The following is a 20,476-nucleotide window of genomic DNA, read 5'->3' as shown; positions in this document are numbered from 1 at the left end:
GGAGTTGGCCGGGAACCAGCCCCGACCTCCCCGAAGCAGTTGCATCCAATGGCTCGCAGATTGCGTCTGTTTCCCCTCAATTCCGTGCTCTTTCCCGGCGCGGTGCTCAACCTCCACGTCTTCGAGCCGCGCTACAAGCAGATGATCAACGAGTGCTTGGAATCGGGCGAGGGATTCGGCGTCGCCCTGATCGCGGGCGGAGCGGAGGCCGGCGATCCCGCCGTGGAGCCGCACGACATCGGGTCGATCGCAGAAATCGTCGACGTTCAACCGCTTCCTTTCGGGCGATTTTTCATCTCCACGATCGGTCGCGAACGTTTTCGGATTCGCTCGATCGTCAGTCGCGAGCCGTTTCTGACCGTTGAAGCCGAGTTGCTGGATGAAGATCTTGCGGAAGACGACGAGAGCGACGATCTGCGCGGACGCGTGCGCTCGCTATTCTTGGAGTACGTCGAGATGCTCGTGGAATTTTCCGGCCAGGAGACGAACGTCGAGCTTCCCGGCGACGCGGCCGGCACGTCGTTCCTCATCGGCGATGCGCTCCAAGTGGCGGAAACGGTCAAACAACGTCTCTTAGAGCTGGACGATACCAAGGCGCGCTTGCGCGCGGAACTCGGCTTTCTCGAACGCCTCTTGCCGCAGTTGACGCGTCTGCTCGAGCGGCGCCGCACCGAATTGCAGGCGCGCCAAGACGATGGAGAAGACCTCAGTTACCGTCTCGATCAGGAGCGATTCTTCGGGAAGTTCTTCTCGCTGAACTAAGCCTCGCCGCGACCGCCCGCTCGGAGCGCTTCGGCCGACGAAACGACGTTGCGCAGCAGAGCGACGTTGGTGACCGGCCCGACCCCGCCCGGCACGGGCGTGATCGCTCCGGCAACTGCCGCGGCGCTCGCAAACTCCACGTCGCCGCGCAGTACGCCGTTGACGACCGTCGTGCCGACGTCGATGACGGTCGCACCCGGCTTGATGTCCTCACCGCGAATCAAATCGGGAACCCCGGTCGCCACCACGACAACGTCGGCCATGCGCGTGTAGGGCTGCAAGCTTTGCGACTCCTTATGGAGCACGGTGACGGTCGCATCTTGCGCGAGCATCAACATCGCGACCGGAGCGCCGACCACGATCGAGCGGCCGATCATAACCGCGTTGCGACCGCGCAACGGCCAATGCGGGCTGCGTTCGAGCAGCAGCATGACCGCGGCCGGCGTAGCCGGCACGAATTCGGTCCCGCTGCCGAACGCGAGATTGCCCTGATTGGTCGGATGCGTTCCGTCCACGTCTTTATGGGCCGGAATCGCATCGGCGATCTCGCGGATGGAGAGATGGGGCGGGAGCGGCTGCTGGAGCATCACGCCGTGGACGCTGTCGTCGTCGCGGAGCCGTTCGAGCCGCCGGCGAATCTGTGCCGCGCTCGCTCGCTCGTCGAGCCGATCGATCTCGACCGCCACGCCGACCCGCTCCCCGGTTTTTATCAAATTGCGAACGTAGGCAACGCTCGATTCATTCTCACCGACGAAGATGATCGCGAGCTTAGGATGAATCCCCGACTCGCGTAGCGCATTCGTTCGCGCAAGGAGTTCCGTTCGGAGCTCGGCGGCAAGGGCTTTGCCGTCCAGAATCATGGCGGGCACGCGTCGGCGAGTTCGTCCAGCCGGGGAGGCTTACCTGGAACACGTACGCCGCGAAGTGCGTTTGGGCGCGGAGTTTGCCGCGCAGGCCTTTGAGGGCGCCTTCGACCGATTCGTCCAAACCTACAACGTCGCGCCGCAACTCGCGCGTTGCAGCCCCGACGTCCTCGTGCGCTTCTGCCGCGTCTTCAGCGGCGGCGAATCGGCGCATAACGAGCAGTTGCGCTTTCGCGGCGTGCCGTTGTACGCCGCGGTACTGCCCGCCGGAGTCGTCGCCTTCGAGGGGGAAGTCGATGAAGATCGGATGGGAGATTGGTAAATGCCTCGTATGATGGGAGCGTTGTGAATCGTCGGACCCAATGGATCGTCGCGGCCGTCGTGCTTGCGGTCGCGTTACTGGTATTATTGCCGCTCTTTAGGCCGGGGGCCGTGCGAGAAGCGGGCCCGGGCGGGCTGGTCGGCCAAGCCGCCCCCGTCTTCGCCCTCCACGACGATCGAGGGAACGCCGTTTCGCTCTCGGCCTACCGCGGCAAAGTGGTCGTGCTCAACCTCTGGGCGTCGTGGTGCCCGCCGTGTCGTGCCGAAATGCCCGATTTGCAGCGTCTGCAAACGGCGTTCGCATCCCGCGGGCTCGTCGTGATCGGCGTCAACCAGGGCGAGTCGCCGCAACGCGCGGCCGATTTCGCGAAGGCGTTGCAGATCGGTTTCCCCATTTGGATTGACGATCAGCAGCAGTACGGGCGAGTCTTTGCGGCGCTGGGGCTGCCGACGACGGTGGTCATCGGCCGCGACGGCATCGTCCGCCGCGGCTTCGACGGCGCGCTTACGATCGATCAAATGCGCGCGGCGGTTACGCCGTTCTTGGGGGGCGCATGAGAGCGTTCGGGACTTTCGCGTTCGTCACCGCAGCGATGGTGGCGCTCGAAATCATCGTCCCCGGAAAAGCGATCTATCATAGCGGCTGGTACAACACGCTGATCGTCGCGTTTGTGGTCATTCTGGGAATGCTCGTGCGCTCGACCATCGCGGGGCGCTCGAAATTCGGTCGCTGGGGCGTGGCATGCATCGCCTCGGGCGTGGCCATCGCCGGCTTCGCGGCGGTCGCGAGCGGCTTGCTCGGGCCCGAAAACCACGTCGTGATCGGCGCTCCCGATAGCCACGTGCCGGCCGCGGATTTCGGCGGAACGCTGGCCTTCCCATCGCTTCGGCGAGACGGCACGATTCAGGGCGACGTCTCGTTACTGCGTGGCTCGCAAGCTACGCAAATCGGCGCTTGGCGGTACGCCGGCGCTTCGATCCTTAGCCTCCACCCGCGCAGCGTCGTCATGATCGATGCCGGGCCGGCGAGCGGCGGCAGCCTCACCATCACGCAGCCGGCCGGAAATACCGCGTTCCTCTCCCCGGTACTGCTGATGAAAAAGACCCAGACGCTGCCGGGCGCCGACCTGCCTTTCGATACGTTCGCGCTCCCCGCGGTCCATCGGATCGTCCGCGTCGTGTATTTTTCCGCGGCCGACGTCGCGAGCGAGCGCGCGCTCGGACGCGCCGCGTTCGCATCCATGTCCGGCCCGGCCGTCCTCTTCGCTTTAGAGGATGAGACGGGCAAGGATCTTCCGGGAGGCTTCCGTCTCGCGGCAAGCGGCCAGCCGGTGCTTGTCGGCGGCCTGAGTCTGCGCGGAACCGTGCTGCAGTTCCCATCGGTGGAGATCGTCGCAGCGCCCTCGTTTGCCGCCATCGTCATCGCCGGCCTGCTCGCGCTGCTGGGGTGCGGCCTGCTCGTTCGAGCGATGCGCGAGGAGCCTGCATCGGCGTGATCGCGCCGCGGGTGCCTTGCGGAGCGTGGCGCCCGCATGATAGCATGGCGTTCACGATGACCCGCGCCTTCGGCCCAGTCCCGTGCCCGCCGTCACCGCATCGCAGGATGCCGGTTCGGTAGCGCACGCGTCAACGTAGGCTTACACCACACGACGATCGCTCCGATATCGGGGCGATTTTTTATTTCACGAGGAAACATGCACGTAGGAATTCTTGGATACGGAACGATCGGCCGCGCCATTGCGGCCGGACTGCGCGCGCACGACGCGGTCGGGTCGATTTCCGCGACGACACGGCGCGGATTGACGCTCGACGACCCGGCCGTAACGATGTCCGCGAGCAACGCGGAACTGGCAACGCAATGCGACGTTCTCTTCGCGTGCGTCAAACCGTTCCAATTGGAGGGCGTATTGCGCGATGTGGCGCCCTTCCTCAAACCGGAGACGGTGCTCGTGTCGACGGCCGCATCGGTGCGGCTCGACCAACTGCATGAGTGGACGAACGGCCACCACCTCATCGTGCGCGCGATGCCGAACATGCCGTGTCGCATCGGCGAAGGCATGACGGTGCTCTGCGCTCGAGACCTTCCGCCGGAGACGCTGGAACTCGCGCGTTCGCTGTTCGCAACGCTCGGCCGCGCCCTCGTCATCGACGAATCGTTGATGGACGCCGCGACCGGCCTTAGCGGATGCGGCCCCGCCTACATCTATCTCGTGATCGAAGCCTTAACCGATGCGGGCGTCAAGCTCGGCTTCTCGCACGCCGTCGCGCGCGAGTTGGTCGCGCAGACGGTGCTCGGTTCGGCCCGCATGGTGCTCGAAAGCGACGAACATCCGGCCGCGCTTAAGATGGCCGTGACGACACCGGCCGGTTGCACCGTCGACGGATTGATGGAACTCGAAGACGGTAAACTGCGCAGCACGCTCCTACGCGCCGCGGTTGCTGCAGCGACGCGAAGCGCCGAACTCGCAAGCTAGAATGCTCCACGATCGTGTGCTGCGGGTTGCCCTAGTGTGGTTGGGGGAACCGTTCGTCGACGCGCATCCTGCGCGTCTCCTACTCGTGCGTTTTTGTGCAACTTCAAAGGAAGTTCGACATCCTGTCTTTTGCACAAAAATCGCACGTTCCCCCAACCACACTAGGGCAACCCACAGCACACGATCGTGGGCAAACGTCGGCAGCTTAGAAGTCGGTGCCGCTGGTGAAGGTGAAGTTCTCGATTTTCACCGTCGGTGTGACGAGCGAATACGAATAGCCGCCGGTTCGCGTCGCGTCGTTTGCGAAGACGATCGAACGTAACGCCTCGACGATGCTTTGGTTGAAACGCATGTTGCGGACGCCGCCGGCGATCGCGCCGTCTTCGATCAGGAACGTTCCGTCGCGCGTCATTCCCGTGACGATAGCCTGCTTGTGATCGACGGTGCGGATATACCAGAAGCGGGTGACGAGCAGGCCGCGTTTGGTCGTGGCGATCAGCTCGTCCGCCGTCGCATCGCCGTTGGCGACAACGATATTGAGTGCTTGCGGGCCCCAAGCGTTAGGAGCCGGGAGCGCGTGGCCGGTGTTCGGCAGCCCGAGCTTCTTGCTGTAGTAGCTGTCGGTGACGAGCGAACGCACGATACCGCGTTCCACCAGCGTTACTCGCTGCTTCGGCTGGGCTTCGTAATCGAACGGCATCGAAGGCGCGAGCGGATGCGCGTAATCGTCGCTGATGGTGACGTTGGGCCCGAGGAGTTGCTCGCCGAGACGGCCGGCGAAAAATGACGAACCTTCGTCGTAGGATTGGGCCGAGAAATGGGATGTAACGTAGGCCAGCAATTCGCCGATCGCGGCGGGCTCCAAGATGACCGTCCACGGCCCGGGCTCGACGCTGCGCGGGGCGGCGCTCGCGCGCGCCTTCTCTACGGCGCGACGGCCTAGCGCCGCCGCGTCGATCCGGCGCACGTCGGCGTGGTAGGATTCCGCAAATCCGGTGGAGTCCGGGCCGGTCATCTTGACGTTGGCGGCCGCATTGGTGCCGTCGTACGATGCCAGCGCTCCGGATGAGTTGGCGATCGTAATGCCGCTCACGCCGTTCGAGACATAGCCTGCGGCCCAGAAGCCCGCGCGCTCCGACGCCTCGAAGACGGCGGCGCAACCTTGCGCGCGTTCGTCGGCGCCGGCGCGTGCGGTGGCGTCGACGAAGCTTCCGTCGGGCGCTTGGACGGGCCTGCCGCTCGGAAGCGTTGGAGTATGGGGATCGGCGGGCGAGAAGGTGGCAAGGGCGATCGCGCGCGCGACGACGGCATCGAGCGCCGGTTCGTCCGTATCGTTGGTGGCGGCGACGCCCGTACGCCCGCCGACGATGGCCCGCACGGAAACCGCTCTCTCGATCGCTGCGACGTTTTGGTTGGAGATACCACGCGCAAAGCGCGTGAGCGCGCTATCGCGCGCCGTGACCATCACTTCGGTTTGGTCGGCTCGCGAACGGGCGAGCACGGCTCGCGCGATCGCTTCGCGCTCGCGCTTATCCACGGTATCCAACCCCGACGCTCACGCCGCGGAAACGGGCGGGCGACGCGGCTTGCGTGGTGCGTCCGGTTTGCATGGGCTCGCCTTTGCCGCAGTTCGGCGTCCCCCATGCGAACCAGGATCGCTCGTCGCCGACGGCATCGCACGCATTCCAAAATTGCGGCGTCATGCCCGCATACGTGGGATTTTTGAGCATGCGTCCTTGCTTTCCGTTTTTGATCTCCCAGCCGATTTCGCAGCCGAACTGAAAATTCAAACGTCGATCGTCGATCGACCAGGAGCGATTGCTCTCCATGTAGATGCCGTCGCGAATATCGTCGAAAAGATGTTCGAAAGGAACGTTGCCGGGCAGCAGGTTGAGGTTGCACATGCGGATCATCGGGACGAACTCCCACCCTTGGGCACGCACGCAGGCATTGCTGCTGCGGCCGATTGCATGAGCCGTGTCGTTGCTCATTTCGTAACCGGCGAGCAAACCGTCGCGCACGATATCCGAGCTTCCCGAGCGCGTACCTTCGTCATCGTAGCCGCAGGTGGCCATGCCTTGAGGGAGGGTATTGTCGACGACGATCGTGACCTCGGGTGATCCGTAGCGCAAATGGCCGAGTTGATCGATGTCCAGAAAGCTGGTTCCGGAGAAATTCGCTTCCCAGCCCATGACGCGATCGAGTTCTGCCGGATGTCCGCACGATTCGTGCATCTGCAGCGAGACCTGGGACCCACCCAAAAGAATATCGACGGTGCCGCTGGGGCACTGCGGTGCGCTCAGCAGCGCGATGGCTTCGCCGGCGATGCGCTCGGCGTGATCGGTTAACGCGGCCTCTTCAACGATCTCCCAACCGCCGGATTTATACAGCCCCACGTCGCCGGGGTACGTGCGCGTCTGCACGTCGCCGTCGCTCACGGCCATCGCTTGAATGCCGCTGCCGGTCTGGACGATGTGTTGTTCGATGCGCGAGCCGATCGTGCTGTAGAAACATTTCCGGCTACTCCAGAGATCGATCCACGCTCGGCCGACCGCTATCTGCGGACCGACGTGCAGAGCCTTCTCGGCGGCGAGCAGCAGAGCGACGCGTTCGCCGAGCGGAATGCCGGCCGGGTCGCGGAGCAAGGGTGTGGCGAACCGGTCGCGATATGCGTCGGGCGGCACGATTCCGACGCGCGCGCGCGCGATCGATGCGCTCGCACGTGCGATTGCCACCGCTCGCGCGGCCGTCGCATCGATGCCGGCGTCCGCAAACTCGTCGCTGGCGGCGAAGCCCCACGCGCCGTCGACGAGAGCGCGAATGCCATATCCGGTGCTGGTGGAGTCGGCGAGCGACACGACGACGCCGTTACGAATTTCGATGCGCTCGGTACGGGCGGATTCGAGCCGAATATCCGCATATGCAGCGCCCCGTTTACTCGCGGTATCGAGCGCGCGCGCGGCAAAACGATCGAAATCCATAGAGCCGGTGTTGTCGGCTCGCTCGCCCGCCTCCTACCCCGCGGGTCCTTCAGCCTAGCGCGAGCCCGCGACGATGGCGCGGACGTTTCGAAACACGATGCTTCCGCCCAACGGGTGTCCGGGCGGTGCGCCGATGGCATAGAGCGCGACCAGGCGGGCTGTGCCGGCGACGCTTGCCGGGAAACGCACGCGCACCGTTCGCCATCCCGGATGGTTGAGCCGCGTAGCGGGAACGAGAATCTGCTCGCCGATCGCATTGCGCAGAGCGACTTTGACGAGCGCGCCGCTACCGTCGTCGCGCACGTCGAAGGAGAGCCCCACGACATGCCGGGGGAGGGGAAGATCGACGAGCGCGTACGCTGCCCGTTCGCTCTCCCCGAGCGCAAACGTTAATTGTACGCATCCCGGGCACGAGGGATCGCGCACAACGCTGCCGCTGCCGCCGCTCGGCACCGAGAAGAAACGCGCGTGCGTTGCGAAATCGAGCGGCACGTCGTGCGCGCCGACCGTCACGGTCGTTTGGTAACGACGCCCCGCGAAATCGAAACCGACCACGGCGTTGTGCGCTCCGGCTTTGAAGAGGCCGTCGGCGTCGACGCTGCCCGAACTCGCGCGCCACGCGAGTTGCGCCGGCATCGTTAACGGAAACCCGCGCGCGTCGTAGGCCGCCACGCCGAGCCGGAGCTGTTCTCCGCGCGCAACATTCGCCTGTGGAGGCGAAATGACGACGCGCGCCGGCGCCGCGTCGATCGTGAGGGGCAGGATCGTCGCGAGCTCGCCGCTGTGCAGTTGCAGAGTTCCCGTGCCCGGCCGCAACGCTTCAAGGCGCCCGTCGCGGTACGTCGCAAGGTTCGCAGGCTCGATCCCCACCGCGATCGGTGCCGGCGGCGGGACCGTGTGATCGTGGGTGTCGATCGCCGCGAGCCGGAGCGCGAGCGTTGCGCCGGGGAGCATGCGGACGTCGTTCGGGATGGCGACGATCCGCGCCGGCGGCCCGATCGGGTCGGTATTATAAACGAACAGCCCATCGGCCACGCGGCGTTCGGATCCGTCGGACGGCGAGCCCTGAGCCGTTGCAGCGGTTTGGCCCAACAGGCGAACGGCCATGCCGGACGAGCCGCCGCCGTCGAATGCCAGCCCTTGCGTTGCGCCGAGCGAACGCATGAGGGCCGCAAACTCGGGCCGCGTGATGCCGACGCTTTCCAGCGGCTGCCGTCCGTCGACTTCGAGCAGAAAGAGTGTCCCATCCGGGGCGATCGCCGCGCCGCTACAGGGAATACGGGCAGAGTAGCCGGGGCCGTTGGGGCCATCCGGGTCTGCAAACCAGGCGCCGTTCTGAAGAATCATCGGGCCGCCGCCGACGGCTGCGGCGATGTTCGAGAGCGGCAGCGGTGAAAGATCGCCGCTGGCGGCGATCGTATCGCCGGCGTTTGGTACGCCGACGGTTGCATAGGCGTTGATGCCGATCGCCAGATAGTATCCGGGCGGCTGTTGTTGCAGGTTGTCGAGAACGCCCGTGACGCGATACGTTGCGAACGGCGGCGTGCCGCTGGTCGGCACGAGCCCGACGAGCGTGAGGCTATCGGATGGCGCGACGTTGCCGTACTGCGGCGTGAGTAAGGTGACGCCCCCGTTCGGCGACATCGTATCGACCGCGTCCAAGCCGACCGTCTTGTCGGAGAGTTGGATTTGCCCGATGAACGAGACTTCCGAGATCGTCGGCGTACCGTTGCCCGCGATGAAGAACGCATATCGCTTTCGCGGCGTTTGCAACAGTTGCCCGTTCTGCACGACGATATTGGTGGGGCGATTTGAGTTGCCGATATCGAAGTAGTCGCCATTGATGCCAGCAACGGCGCCGCTGCGTTGCGCCATGGAAACTACGCTTTCGCCGGATGACTCCAGCGCATCGTTTGCGAGCATCGTCCCAACGCGCACATCGCTATGCCCGGGAGCGACTGCAACGATGTGTATCGCTTCGGGCCCGACGGCGGTTTGCAGCGTGTACGTTCCATAGGTGACGCCCGGCGCGATCGTCTGCTCCGATGGAACTTGATTGAGGATTGCGGGAAAGGGTGCCGGCGGATCGAGTTGCCGCGGCAACTCGACGGCAAACGCGGGGAGCCACCGCAGACAAGCGGTAAAAAACGCCAATGCGAAAAGAATGCGAACGCCCATCGGATGGTTCAACGCATCAGGGAGCGTCGGGGTGCCATAGCGCCACGGCGAGCGGGTAACCGCCCGTCGCGAACGGCGCGCCCGCTACGCGAGCGAGCGTGCGCCCGTCGAAGACGTCGACGGCGCCGCTGCGCGAGCAGGGAACGTAGAGCCGAGCGGTCGCGGCATCGTACGTGGGCAGCCAGGGCGTGCTGCACGTCTCCAGCGGCGCGTGAACGGGGCGGAGGGTGCGCGCGTCCAAGACGTCCACGACGTCGTCGCGTTCGTCGGTGACGAAAACGCGCCGGTCGCGATGGTCGTATGCAACGCCGACCGGAAAGGCAAGCGCCGCGCTGCGCGCCACGAGGTGCGGGGATCCGTCGTTTAACGCGTAGGCCACAACGCCGCCCGAAGCCCCGAGAATCGACGTGCGACTCTGATTGGAGACCGCATAGAGACGGTTTCCATCGTCGGAGAGCGCGAGCGAGAAATTGCGGGCGACGCCGTGGAACGTGGTGCGGACGCGCATGGTCGCGGCGTCCACGACGCTGATGGTTCCCGAATTGACGTTCGCGACGTAGACGAGCTGGCGCGCGTTATCGATGGCGAGCCCTTCGGCCGTATCGCCGGTGATCACGCGGGTGGGCGAAGATGAGGCATCGATGCGCGTGAGCGCGCCCTTACCTTCGACGTCGCGGTTGGTGACGAACAACGCGTGCGAATGCGGGTCGAATGCCACCTCGTCCCCGACGGGAACGTCGTGAAAGCGTGTTACGCCCCATGGTTGCAGCGTCGCCACGGTCAACGTATCCGTATCCGTATCCGCGGCTGCAAGACGCCCGTCCGCATCGATGGCGACGTCGCTTGGTGCGCCGCCGATTCCGAGCACGGCAAAAGGTGCGAACGGCGCCGTAGGCCGGTGCAAGACGACGCCCTCATCGTACGACGCGACGGCGATGAACGGTGCCCGCACCGGCGGCGGAGCCGTGACCCGCAGGCGGCGCGAAGCCAATCCGTACGGATTGGTCGCAAAGATGGTGGTGGTTCCGGGGGGCGCGTCGGTGGGGAACGCGATGTCGCCGTTCACGACCGAGGCGTCGCCGAGGATGCGAATTTGGTAGGGCGCGTTGATGCCGTCGGTATGGATGCCGATGCGACTGCCGGGTAAGTAGGGCGTCGAACTCGTCAGGAGCGTTGCCGTAGCGAGGGCGTGATGGGTTGCCACCGGCGCGCTCGCGACGCATACGATGAGCGTTGCGATCGCGGCAACGCGCCGTATCGGAATCCATTCCATGCGATTCAATGCGCTTGGATCAATCCGGTAACGAAAAATGCGATGCCGAAAGCGGTCATGCCGCCGGCGAGGTAGAGGAGTAGCCGCGTTTGCGAAAGCGCCGAGATCGATACGAAGACGATCGCGATTTCGAACAGCGTCGTCGCTACTTCAAGCGTCTCGAACGACTGCAGAATGTTTTCGGAACGGTCCTGCTCGTGCTCCGAGGTTGCCTCGAACTGCTTGGCGGACTCAAGCGTTTGCGCGGAGGCTCGGCTCTCGACGGAAGCGGCAACCTCAAGGCGTTTGCGCGCCGCCGGATCGCCCGGCACGCCGGCCGCCAGAAGCGCCGAATAGACCGTAAAACGCGTCCGGCGCGCTTGATAGTAATTGTAGAGATCGAGCGAGCGCGCTTGTGCGATTATGGAATCGTTCTTCACCGAGAGCGCCGAGATCGAACGATGGTGGGCAAAGAGCGTACCGAGTGCGGCCAACACGGCAATGATCGCCGCCGCGAGGGGCACCAAGCGTTCGCCCTTTGAAACGTGCTCGTGGCGCTCTGCGGCCTCGGTTATGGCCTTGTGCGCGTCGAAACTCATGTAACTCCGGAAATGGCGGCGTGGACGCGCTCGAGCCCTTCACCTATATCGGTGCCGGGTGCGACGCTGGTTTCCATCGTTCGCCGCAGATCGAGCGAAAAGCTTGCCATGCGATAATCGCCGAAGGTTCCGGCCACGATCGCGCCATCCGGATCGACGGCATACGCGCGGTCGGCCTGCCGGTCGAAGACGATCACGTAGATGCGTAATTCCAGCGCTCGCGCTCGCGCGACGCTCTGCATCCATGCCGTTGCGCGAACCACATCCCAGGCCGCGACGCGGTACCCGAGCCGTCGATACCCGGCGAGGTAGCCGGGGTCGAGCGGTTCGAGATCGGAGCAGCGCACCGTCGGCATCTCGGCCGAGCCTAGGGTGGGTTCGTAACCCTGCGGCGTTAGGACGCAGCGCGCGTCGAGGGTGGCTAGGCGTAGCGCCGTTCGCTCGTCCGGAGCATCCATAGAGATGGCGATCCGAATGTTCCGCGCGGGGTCGGGTGTGCTCACCTCACGCTCGCGCGGGCGGCCCGCGCCGCGATGGGGCAGCGATCCGCCGATATCCAGCGCGTGCGTGATAGATGTTTGGTTACGTTCGTCCGCGATCGCGAGGACCTCGCCCCGCGCGCTGACGATTTGGCTCTTTCCGCAATACGCAACCATGCCGAGTTCCACGCCGCACTTGTTGGCCGCGACGAACGGCACGCCGTTTTCATACGCGCGCACGCGCACCAGCAGGTCGGCTTGACCGTTCTCCAAATGCTCGGGGTCGCGCCCGCTCGTGACCCACGCCGTCGGCATGACCAGGATCTCCGCTCCGCGATCGACCAGCGTGCTTGCAATTTCCGGCATGCGTCCGTCCGCGCACACTAATATGCCGAGCCGGCCGAGCGAGGTGGCCACCGGTTCGAGGGTGTCGCCAGCTTCGAACCATTTACGGTCGAAGTGCCATAAAAAGAGTTTATCGGCATGCCCGGCAATCGTCCCATCGGCTTCGATCGCGAGCGCACGGTTGCGCAGTTGCTCGTTCACTCGCTGCGCGACCCCGGCCACAATCACCGTGCCGTGGCGCTTGGCGGCGTCGCGCAATTGTGCGATCGCTCGCTCGATTGCCGCATCGTCGATGCGGTCGTTTCCCAACACGTAACCGGGGAGGGTCGCCTCGGGAAGCACGAGCAGGTCGGAGCCCGCCGCGGCGTGCTCGATCGCCGCGAGATGGAGCGGCCACGCTCGTGCGAAGGCTTCGCGGGGTGTGGCCGACAGCTGGAGAGCGGCCGTCCGGATGGAACGCGTCATCGCCTCGCGTTTCGCGTTTACCTTGCGCTCGCCTTGCCGGGGCAACGCCGCACGCGGGACAAACGTTTGTATGGCGAATGAACTCGCGAACCCGGGCGGGCGCGCGAGCCCCCCCAAGCTTGGAAAATGAGGGAGACTTACCGTACGTGAAACGCACGATATTAACGCTCTGCGCTGCAGTACTCGCCGGCGGGGCAGTGACGGCGCACGCCGGTGCCGCGAGCGCACCGTCAAAGCCCGTAGTAAAAGACTCCTGTAGCAAGTCGCCGAGTAAGTGGCAGCACATGCAGTGCGAGGAGTACACGCACTCCGCGCCAGGCGACCAATACTTCGGCCGAATGAAACTGAGCTATCTCGGTATCAACAATACGTTCCACGACGCCGCGATTGAGGCCGGGGCGTATACCACCGACTCCGGCATCGTGAACAAGATCAAGTTTGCGGACGACGCGTTGAACCAATGGGCTTCGCGTTTTCCCAACGATCCGCAGCTGCCGCGCAGTTACTTCATGGCGGTCCAGGTGTACGAAAAAATCTACACGCAACCGGCGCAGGAGAAAGCCTGGAAGTACATGCAGATTTTGGTGAAGCGTTACCCGACGTCGTATTTCGGCAAACTTGAAAAAGCCGATCTAGCGCGTGGCTTCACCGAACATTGGTTTGCGATGGCCCAAGTCTGCCCGACCCCATTGCCTTCGGGCGCACCGATGCCGGCCGCATCGCCGGTTGCGACGCCGACGCCGCTCCCCCAACCCGGTGAGCCAAAGGTGCAAATCATCACCCCGTCGTGCATCCCGCCGACGACACCGTCGCCTTTGCCGTCCGAGGAGCCGAGCGCGGCACCCCTCGCAGCCCCAAGCGCGGCACCAACCGCACGGCCGTAGTAACGACGTCGCGCAAAAAAAGAAGAAGGCCCCCGGCGTTTGCCGGGGGCCTTCTTCTTTTTGACCTGCGGTCGAGAAGTCGGTTAGAACTTCAGACCGAGACCGACGAAGGCACCGTTGGCCGATTCGTTCGCCGGAGCATTCAGCTTGTTCTTGGCGCTATCGCCGAGGAAGCCAGCGTCGAAGAACAGCGGGCTGTTCTTGAGCGAGAAGGCTACACCAAGCTCATACTTCATGTAGTTGTACGACAACGTGTAGTTCTGAGTGGGGTTCGAGAAGTTCCCCTTCAGGTTCGGGTAGTACCACAGGTTGCCGAAGATCGAGAACGGCTGATCGAGATCAGGCAGTTTCTCGGCGCCGAAACCGAACGCCGTGAGGCGCGGGTAGCCGGCGTTGTTTGCACGGAACATGTAGCCGACGCCGACGTAGACGCGCGGGTTGAGGACCTTGAGGCCCAAGCGCACGTCGAAGTCGTAGTTCCGCACCGTGAAGGCCGGAACGAACGTCTGGAACTGTCCGCCGATGGCGGTGACGCAACCCGGGTCGCCCCCAGTTGCATGACCATTGAGACCATCGCAGATCTGGCCGGCATTAGCAGCGGTCGTTGGGGCCGTCTGTCCGTGCTGGTAGTTGATCTGACGATAATTGCCTTCGAGCATCCACGGCAGGCTAAGAGCCGTGAACTCGGCGGCGCCATCGAGTTGATACGAGAAGCCGTCCTTGTTGTTGTTGTTCTGCCCGGCAGAGAACTCGTTGTACACCTTCGGCGAGATAATGTAATCGCCGGAGATGAACTTCTCTTGATACGGGGTCGCTACCGGCGCCGGGGTCGGCGTCGGAGGAGCCGTCGGCGCGGCCGTCGGTTCCGGCGTGGCCGGAGCTGGCGGCGGGGTCGGCGGAACGTAGCGGACCACGACGAGTTGCTTGTCGGGGACCCACTGGACGTACGCTCCCATGCCTTCCGAAATAACGCGGATCGGCACGAGGACGCTGCCCTTGTAGAGCATCGGCGGGACGTCCAGAGGACGCGATTCGCCGTTGATCATGACTTCTGGTTTACCGACGGTCACTTTGACCTCGGCTCCCGGCTTGCTGACCGTAACGGTCTTGCTGCCGGCATCATACGATACCGATGCGCCCATTTGCTCGAACATCGAGCGAAGTGGGATCAGCACGGTGCCGCCCTTCACGAGCGCAGCGAGAACGCGACCCTGCTTGAGGGTATCGGGCTTGCTGTACACGTGATGGTCGTTATAAAGAATCGGGATTTGGCCCGACGGCGGAGAACCGAAATTCGCCGGCGGAGCCTCGGCGGCCATGCCCGAAGCCTGCGCGATCGCGTTGGTTCCAATGTTGCCATGCGATGCGGAGGTCGGGGCGGCGACCGCATTGAGTCCCAGGCCAGCTGTCATCAGCAAGGCGAGGACTCCGGTGCTCAGTCGCTTCAATGTTTCCTCCTAGTAAGAATGAGACCTCAAGTTTGCTTTAGGTCGGGCGCTTTCGCATCCGAGTTCCCGCGGCGGACCGGCCCACCGGCGCGGCGCAGGGGTACCCCAATAACAATCCTTCCGAACCTTCTTCGGGAACGTACGATTGCCCCCCCTGCAGTATCAGCCGCGAATTCTTAATAAATTCTTGAAACGGGCCGATGGATGGGGGTTATGAGAGCTTTTCTTCGAGACGGCTCAGAAATTTCGAGCGCTCGATGACGTAACGTTCGTGCGTCCCCTCTGCCACCGGCTCCTGCTCGTCGAAGACTTGGACGGCAAAACTGACGCGCGGACCGTCGATCATGACGATTTCTACCTCGATGCGGACGATGAAGCCGACCGGCACCGGCTTGTGGTGTTCCAGATCGACGTGCGTCCCGAGCGTGACTTCGCCCGGCTCGAGCGCAGGCTCGATGCAGTGGATGGCCGCATTCTCCACCAATTGCACGAGCATCGAAGTGGAGAGCGCTTCGACGCCCACGTTTCCCGCCTTGGCGGCGGTCATCCACTCTTCTACCCGGCTTTGAAGGCTATACGAGCGGCCGATGTCGAGTTTCGCGCTCATTGTTGATGGACAATACGCCCTCATCGCAGTTGCTCCCGCTATCCACGCCTGCAGCCGATCAGCCCGTTCTCAGGTTTCGACGGTAGGTGTTGAATCAATTGAGCGCCTCGCCCGTATATGTGATCGATCGCGTCGCATCGAATAATAGGAGAATCATGCAGTACCAACGTTTGACGGTTGCCGCTCTGGCCGTAGCCGTCGCTCTCGCCGGGTGTGGCCACGGAAGTGCCAACCACGGCCCGGCCCCGCTCAATGTCGATGTAGCTTCGGCTCAGCGGCGCGACATCGCCACGTACATCACCCTCGACGGACAAGTGGCCCCCCTCGAACAATCCACCCTCTCCTTTCAGCAGAGCGGCCCCGTCTCGCGCGTGTACGTCAACGTCGGCGACCGGGTTTCGGCGGGCCAGCTGTTGGCAACCATCGACGCTTCGACGTTGCGCGCGCAATTAGCGCAAGCGGAAGCCGCCGCAAATCAGCAAGCCGCCAGCGCTCAAGGCGCCCAGATCGGCCTGCCGGTGGCGCAGCAGCAGAATACGTCGACGCTCTCGACCGCCAAGGCCGCCCTCTCCAACGCGCAACTGGTGTACAACCAAAACTTGCAGCTCTTCAAACAGGGCTACGTTTCGCAGGCCGCGCTCGAAGCGGCGCGCTCCAATTACGTGCAAGCGCAGAGCGCCTATCAGAACGCCCAGATCGGCATGCGGAACGACCAGGTGAGCGCGCAGAGCGTGAAAGCCTCGCTTGCCGGGGCCGAAGCGGCGCGGGCGCAGGCCGGAATCCTGCGCACCGAAATCGCCCAAACCTCGCTGTACGCACCGTTTAGCGGAGTGATTACGGCCCGCTCGATGGATCCCGGTGCGATGGCGAGCCCTTCGCAACCGGTTCTCGCGATCTCGCGCATCGATACGGTGTGGATCAATATCAACGTGCCGGATGAGGATCTCAATTACGTGCATCCCGGTACGACCGTGACGTTCCGGTCGAGTTCCTTACCCGGTGCTTCGTTCAATGGACGTATCAGCACCGTTAATGCGGTCCCGACGCAGGGCACGCTGTCGTATCTCGCGCGGATACAAATGCCGAACGCCGGCAATCGGCTGCGCGGCGGCATGCTGATAACCGCGACCTTACCGAAACAACGCGCCAACAATGCCATCGTCGTTCCGCGCGAGGCGATCGCGCAGACCCAGAACGGCAGCGCCGTATACGTCGTCGGCCCCGACAATAAGGCAAAAGAGGTGCCGGTAAAGATCGGCGTTCAGACCGACACGCTCTCTGAAGTGATCGCGCCCGAAGTGCAACCGGGAACCAAGGTGATCACCACCCGGCCCGACGCGCTCAAAGACGGCAGTCTGGTGGCGGTCAACGGAGCGACCCCGGCGCCGAACGCTTCCGGTTCGCCGGCAGCCGCAGGTGGTATGAAGCACTCATGAAGCACTTGCGTTCCTGGTTCTCTTCCATCGCTGCGCTGGCGCTCGTGTTGGCTTGGGTTCTCGCACCGTGGCGCGCAGGCGCGCAATCGCTCGCACCGGTCGAGGCTCCCACGCCGGTGCCGACGCCCGTTGTGGCGACCACGCCGTTGCCCTACCCCGCGTACGGAACCCCGGCGCCGGACATCTCACGCCAGCAACCCACGGCGAACGTTCCCGCGAGCGTTTCGCTCGCGCAGGCGGTGGCCATAGCGGTGATGGGCTCTCCGACGTTCGCTTCCGAGCGCGCGCAGTATCGCGCGATCGCCGCAAAATACAGTTCGGAGAAGCAAGCGATACTCCCGAATATCAGCGGTAGCGCTAGCGTCACGCGCTCATACGGCGGTTCGCGGACAACCCAGAGCGGCAGCGGCAGTACGACCTCGATCGGAGGTAACGTCACGACCATCAACGGGCAGTTGCAGCTTCAACAACTGATCTTCGACGGCGGTCGCGTGATTGCGGCAATTCGCACCGCAAAAGAGAGCGACATCGCCGGGCGCGATACGCTGGTGCGCCAATTACAGACGCTCGACTATACGGTCGCGCAGGCATACTTCGGCGTGCTGCAAGCCAATGCTACCGTCGACGCGGACGCATCGCTCGTACGACAGTTCGAAACGCAAGAGGGCGCCGTGCGTCAGCAAATCCGGCTCGGCGCCGCCGCCCGGTCGGATTTGGCGGCCGCGCAATTTCAAACGGCACAGGCCCGCGGTGCGCTCATTACGGCGCAGGGCGCGGCCATCGGCGCGCAAGCCACGTTCGCTACCGATCTCGGGCTGAACGCGGACGCCCTGGTCGACCCGCAACCGCTCGCCGGCGCCGGCGGCGGCCCGAAGGTGCTCACGTACGCGCAAGCGCTCAATGAGGCGCTGGCGCTGCGACCGGACTTCCTCTCGGCCGAACATACGGTCGAATCGGCGCAGCAGAACGTACGCTACGCGAAGCTCGGACGGTTTCCGTCGATTACCGCCAACGCGAGCACCGGCTACTCCGAATTGCTGCCCACGGCAACGCCGAAGCTGATCGCGGGGCAGAGCCTGGGCGCCACGCTCACGATTCCGATCTTCGATCAAGGGCTGACCAATTACAACGTCGCCATAGCGCAATCGCAACTCGACCAGGCGACGGCGGGATTGCTGGGGTCGCGCCTGACCGTTGAATCCGACGTGCGCGGCGCGCTGGCGAACCTCATTTCGGCTCGCGCATCGTTGCTCCAGGCGCAAGCCGAATTGCAGAGCGCCCAGGTCAACCAACAGGCGACGCAAGCCAAGTACAAAGTCGGCGCCGCGACGATTACCGACATCGTCACCGCCGAAGCAAATCTTGCGACGGCCCAGCGCGACGACATTACCGGCATCTATAACGAGCGTTTGGCGGAGCAGCGCTATACGTACGCGATGGGTACGGGCGACCTGACGCTCCCATAAAGACCATCCCTCTTCCTCCGGAACCGGGGGTTGGGACGCTGCGCGTGAAATGAAGCGCGATATGCCTCTCGACCACCCAACCGTCCCAACCTCGGTCTCGGACCCGATCAATGCCGCTATTTTGGCCGTCTCTGAAGACCGGCTCGCCGGTTTTCAAGAGGATCCCTTCGGGGAGATTGCCTCGCAGAGCGGGGTGCCGGTTGAAACGGTGCTCGAACGCGTCGTCGCGATGCTGCAAGCCGGCACGATCCGCCGCGTACGCCAAACGCTCATGTCGACGAACCTGGCCCGCGGCGCGCTGGTCGCGTGGCAGGTGCCGGCCGATCGGCTCGACGCGGCCTTCGAGTACATGTTCAACGACGACCCGTTTTCGGGACACGTCGTCATTCGATCGACCGATAGCGCGACGCCGGGGAGTAATTATCGTCTCTGGACGACGCTGAAAGTACCGCAAGGGTACTCCATTCGCAAACATGCGGAGTTTCTCGCGCGCGAAGTCGGGGCCGAAGCCTTTAGGTTGATGCCGGCCAAGTTTGTTTTTGCGCTGGGTGTCGGGCACGTGCGCCGTCGCGGGCTCGAGCCGGGCGCCCGGGCCGAGACGATGGCCGAGCCGATGAACACCGCGATCGTAGAGCTCTCGGAATTGGAATGGCGGGTGCTTACCGCGCTCAAACGCGAGTTCGCGCCGGACGAAATCGTGCGCGACGTGTGGCGCGGGCGCGCCGCCGAAGCGAACGTGGCGTTCGACGAATTTATGCGGGTCGGCCGTGATTTGAACGCGCGTCGCGTCGTCGGGCGCTTTTCGACGTTCCTCGAACACGTCAAGCCCGATGCGAACAACGAGCGCGTGACGCGATACAACGCGCTGTTCCACTGGGCCGTGCCGGCCGGTCGCGAGATGGAGGCGGGCCGCGAGGTCGGCCGGCATTACGTGATCACGCACGCCTACTGGCGCGAGGGCGGACCGGAGTTTCGCCACGTCAACGTGATGGCCGTGGCTCACGGGATGGAGAAGGAACGCGTGTTGGCCAACAAGGCCGCCATCGACGAACACCTTCGCGAAGCCGGAATCGACTTCACGTACACCAACGTTTTCTGGGGCGGCCGCAGCGAGATCAAGCCGTCCGAAATCGCGCCGAGTGCCTACCGGGCGTTCTGCGAACGGCATGGGATCGATCCAAACACGATGCTCGCCGAACCAGGCGAAGAAGGAGGCGCGGTATGAGAGCGTTCTATCGAAGCGCGTTCGCGAGTGCGATCGCGGTAGCCGCGCTGTGCGCGTGCGCGAAGGTTTCCACCGGCGGCGGGGCCTCCAGCGCAAATACGTGGACGCAGCCGGGCGTGCTGCGGTTTGCCGAGAATCAGGATCCCAAGACGCTGGTCTCCGAACTCGGCTCTTCCTCGGTCACCGGCGATCTCTCCATGTTCATCTTCTCGTACGCGGTGCGCTACAACGATAAGGGGCAGCCCGTCCCGGACGCGTTGAGCGAAGTCCCGACGGTCGCTAACGGCGACGTTAGTAAAGACGGCCTAACGCTCAAGTATAAATTGCGCCACAATATCAAGTGGCAAGACGGCGTGCCGCTCACGTGCAAGGATCTGGTGTTCACGTGGCAAGTCATCATGAATCCCCACAACAACGTCAACACGACCGACGGCTTCAAGGATATCAAGAGCATCGACTGCGTCAATCCGTACGAAGCGGTTATCCATATGAAGAAGCTCTATGCGCCGTTCTTGGAGCAGCTTTGGGGCGTCAACGGCAACGCGCCGATTCTTCCCGAGCATATTCTCGCCAAGGTCAACGACGCCAAAGGCTCGTTCAATACGTCGTCGTTCAACTCGATGCCGATCGGCAGCGGACCGTTCAAGGTGGTGGAGTGGGAGCGCGGCTCCAAGATTCGGCTCGAAGCGAA

General features: G+C 64.0%; 19 protein-coding genes. 10 read left to right on the top strand and 9 right to left on the bottom strand.

Going from position 1 to position 20,476, the window contains the following annotated elements; genetic code table 11:
• The first annotated feature begins 48 nt into the window (after window positions 1–48).
• Window positions 49–762: an LON peptidase substrate-binding domain-containing protein gene (locus VMW12_00690; protein ID HUZ48235.1), complete on the top strand. Its 714-nt coding sequence runs from the start codon at window positions 49–51 to the stop codon at window positions 760–762.
• Here VMW12_00690 and VMW12_00685 read toward each other — a convergent pair.
• Window positions 759–1,622: a bifunctional 5,10-methylenetetrahydrofolate dehydrogenase/5,10-methenyltetrahydrofolate cyclohydrolase gene (locus VMW12_00685; protein ID HUZ48234.1), complete on the bottom strand. Its 864-nt coding sequence runs from the start codon at window positions 1,620–1,622 to the stop codon at window positions 759–761. The two genes, VMW12_00690 and VMW12_00685, sit on opposite strands and share 4 nt — an antisense overlap.
• A gap of 64 nt (window positions 1,623–1,686) precedes the next feature.
• Here VMW12_00685 and VMW12_00680 point away from each other — a divergent pair, with 64 nt between their 5' ends.
• The 4 genes from VMW12_00680 (at window position 1,687) to proC (ending at window position 4,420) form a co-directional block, all read left to right on the top strand.
• The gene (locus VMW12_00680; protein ID HUZ48233.1) at window positions 1,687–1,947 is read left to right on the top strand and encodes a hypothetical protein; all 261 of its coding nucleotides are present in this window, start codon (window positions 1,687–1,689) and stop codon (window positions 1,945–1,947) included.
• A 23-nt stretch (window positions 1,948–1,970) separates the two neighbouring features.
• A complete protein-coding gene (locus VMW12_00675) occupies window positions 1,971–2,504 on the top strand; it encodes a TlpA disulfide reductase family protein (GenBank protein ID HUZ48232.1) in 534 nt (177 codons plus the stop codon).
• A gap of 35 nt (window positions 2,505–2,539) precedes the next feature.
• A complete protein-coding gene (locus VMW12_00670; protein ID HUZ48231.1) occupies window positions 2,540–3,442 on the top strand; it encodes a hypothetical protein in 903 nt (300 codons plus the stop codon).
• 198 nt (window positions 3,443–3,640) lie between these two features.
• Window positions 3,641–4,420 (top strand): pyrroline-5-carboxylate reductase, encoded by a 780-nt coding sequence (gene proC / locus VMW12_00665; GenBank protein ID HUZ48230.1) that lies wholly within the window; start codon window positions 3,641–3,643, stop codon window positions 4,418–4,420.
• Between the two features lie 205 nt (window positions 4,421–4,625).
• Here the strand turns inward: proC and VMW12_00660 are convergent, their stop codons facing one another.
• Genes VMW12_00660 through VMW12_00635 form a run of 6 tightly spaced genes read right to left on the bottom strand, consistent with a single transcriptional unit; the run spans window position 4,626 to window position 12,719 of the window.
• Window positions 4,626–5,957: a TldD/PmbA family protein gene (locus VMW12_00660; GenBank protein ID HUZ48229.1), complete on the bottom strand. Its 1,332-nt coding sequence runs from the start codon at window positions 5,955–5,957 to the stop codon at window positions 4,626–4,628.
• The gene (locus VMW12_00655) at window positions 5,950–7,401 is read right to left on the bottom strand and encodes a TldD/PmbA family protein (protein HUZ48228.1); all 1,452 of its coding nucleotides are present in this window, start codon (window positions 7,399–7,401) and stop codon (window positions 5,950–5,952) included. The genes VMW12_00660 and VMW12_00655 overlap by 8 nt, the downstream gene beginning before the upstream one ends.
• A 54-nt stretch (window positions 7,402–7,455) precedes the next feature.
• On the bottom strand, window positions 7,456–9,579 hold the full coding sequence (locus VMW12_00650) for a phosphodiester glycosidase family protein (protein ID HUZ48227.1): 2,124 nt from the start codon (window positions 9,577–9,579) through the stop codon (window positions 7,456–7,458).
• Between the two features lie 16 nt (window positions 9,580–9,595).
• Window positions 9,596–10,852, bottom strand: coding sequence for a YncE family protein (locus VMW12_00645; protein ID HUZ48226.1), 1,257 nt, complete (start codon window positions 10,850–10,852; stop codon window positions 9,596–9,598).
• Window positions 10,853–10,857: 5 nt separating this feature from the next.
• On the bottom strand, window positions 10,858–11,430 hold the full coding sequence (locus tag VMW12_00640) for a DUF4337 family protein (protein HUZ48225.1): 573 nt from the start codon (window positions 11,428–11,430) through the stop codon (window positions 10,858–10,860).
• Complete coding sequence (locus VMW12_00635; protein ID HUZ48224.1) at window positions 11,427–12,719, bottom strand: carbon-nitrogen hydrolase family protein; 1,293 nt, start codon at window positions 12,717–12,719, stop codon at window positions 11,427–11,429. The genes VMW12_00640 and VMW12_00635 overlap by 4 nt, the downstream gene beginning before the upstream one ends.
• Window positions 12,720–12,865: 146 nt before the next feature.
• Here VMW12_00635 and VMW12_00630 point away from each other — a divergent pair, with 146 nt between their 5' ends.
• On the top strand, window positions 12,866–13,603 hold the full coding sequence (locus VMW12_00630) for a hypothetical protein (protein HUZ48223.1): 738 nt from the start codon (window positions 12,866–12,868) through the stop codon (window positions 13,601–13,603).
• A gap of 83 nt (window positions 13,604–13,686) precedes the next feature.
• Here VMW12_00630 and VMW12_00625 read toward each other — a convergent pair whose 3' ends face one another.
• Window positions 13,687–15,051: a copper amine oxidase N-terminal domain-containing protein gene (locus tag VMW12_00625; GenBank protein HUZ48222.1), complete on the bottom strand. Its 1,365-nt coding sequence runs from the start codon at window positions 15,049–15,051 to the stop codon at window positions 13,687–13,689.
• Window positions 15,052–15,262: 211 nt separating this feature from the next.
• Window positions 15,263–15,658 carry a thioesterase family protein gene (locus tag VMW12_00620; GenBank protein ID HUZ48221.1) on the bottom strand — a complete coding sequence of 132 codons (396 nt, stop codon included), beginning with the start codon at window positions 15,656–15,658 and terminating at the stop codon, window positions 15,263–15,265.
• Between the two features lie 155 nt (window positions 15,659–15,813).
• Here VMW12_00620 and VMW12_00615 point away from each other — a divergent pair, with 155 nt between their 5' ends.
• From VMW12_00615 to VMW12_00600, 4 genes are all read left to right on the top strand, one after another.
• The gene (locus VMW12_00615) at window positions 15,814–17,094 is read left to right on the top strand and encodes an efflux RND transporter periplasmic adaptor subunit (protein HUZ48220.1); all 1,281 of its coding nucleotides are present in this window, start codon (window positions 15,814–15,816) and stop codon (window positions 17,092–17,094) included.
• A complete protein-coding gene (locus tag VMW12_00610; GenBank protein ID HUZ48219.1) occupies window positions 17,091–18,560 on the top strand; it encodes a TolC family protein in 1,470 nt (489 codons plus the stop codon). The genes VMW12_00615 and VMW12_00610 overlap by 4 nt, the downstream gene beginning before the upstream one ends.
• A 61-nt stretch (window positions 18,561–18,621) precedes the next feature.
• Complete coding sequence (locus tag VMW12_00605) at window positions 18,622–19,785, top strand: Lrp/AsnC family transcriptional regulator (GenBank protein ID HUZ48218.1); 1,164 nt, start codon at window positions 18,622–18,624, stop codon at window positions 19,783–19,785.
• Window positions 19,782–20,476: ABC transporter substrate-binding protein (locus VMW12_00600; protein HUZ48217.1), on the top strand; the 695-nt coding region annotated here is incomplete at its 3' end. The genes VMW12_00605 and VMW12_00600, both read left to right, overlap by 4 nt.

This window comes from Candidatus Dormiibacterota bacterium (assembly GCA_035532835.1).
GTDB lineage: Bacteria > Vulcanimicrobiota > Vulcanimicrobiia > Vulcanimicrobiales > Vulcanimicrobiaceae > DAHUXY01.
This window is presented reverse-complemented; position numbering and strand designations above follow the sequence as displayed.

Bases quoted from the DNA above. Each gene is read 5' to 3' on its own strand.
- VMW12_00645 (HUZ48226.1), bottom strand. From the start codon at position 10,852: ATGGAATGGATTCCGATACGGCGCGTTGCCGCGATCGCAACGCTCATC.
- proC (HUZ48230.1), top strand. From the start codon at position 3,641: ATGCACGTAGGAATTCTTGGATACGGAACGATCGGCCGCGCCATTGCG.
- VMW12_00610 (HUZ48219.1), top strand. From the start codon at position 17,091: ATGAAGCACTTGCGTTCCTGGTTCTCTTCCATCGCTGCGCTGGCGCTC.
- VMW12_00615 (HUZ48220.1), top strand. From the start codon at position 15,814: ATGCAGTACCAACGTTTGACGGTTGCCGCTCTGGCCGTAGCCGTCGCT.
- VMW12_00650 (HUZ48227.1), bottom strand. From the start codon at position 9,579: ATGGGCGTTCGCATTCTTTTCGCATTGGCGTTTTTTACCGCTTGTCTG.
- VMW12_00690 (HUZ48235.1), top strand. From the start codon at position 49: ATGGCTCGCAGATTGCGTCTGTTTCCCCTCAATTCCGTGCTCTTTCCC.
- VMW12_00685 (HUZ48234.1), bottom strand. From the start codon at position 1,622: ATGATTCTGGACGGCAAAGCCCTTGCCGCCGAGCTCCGAACGGAACTC.
- VMW12_00620 (HUZ48221.1), bottom strand. From the start codon at position 15,658: ATGAGCGCGAAACTCGACATCGGCCGCTCGTATAGCCTTCAAAGCCGG.
- VMW12_00635 (HUZ48224.1), bottom strand. From the start codon at position 12,719: ATGACGCGTTCCATCCGGACGGCCGCTCTCCAGCTGTCGGCCACACCC.
- VMW12_00640 (HUZ48225.1), bottom strand. From the start codon at position 11,430: ATGAGTTTCGACGCGCACAAGGCCATAACCGAGGCCGCAGAGCGCCAC.
- VMW12_00670 (HUZ48231.1), top strand. From the start codon at position 2,540: ATGGTGGCGCTCGAAATCATCGTCCCCGGAAAAGCGATCTATCATAGC.
- VMW12_00655 (HUZ48228.1), bottom strand. From the start codon at position 7,401: ATGGATTTCGATCGTTTTGCCGCGCGCGCGCTCGATACCGCGAGTAAA.
- VMW12_00605 (HUZ48218.1), top strand. From the start codon at position 18,622: ATGCCTCTCGACCACCCAACCGTCCCAACCTCGGTCTCGGACCCGATC.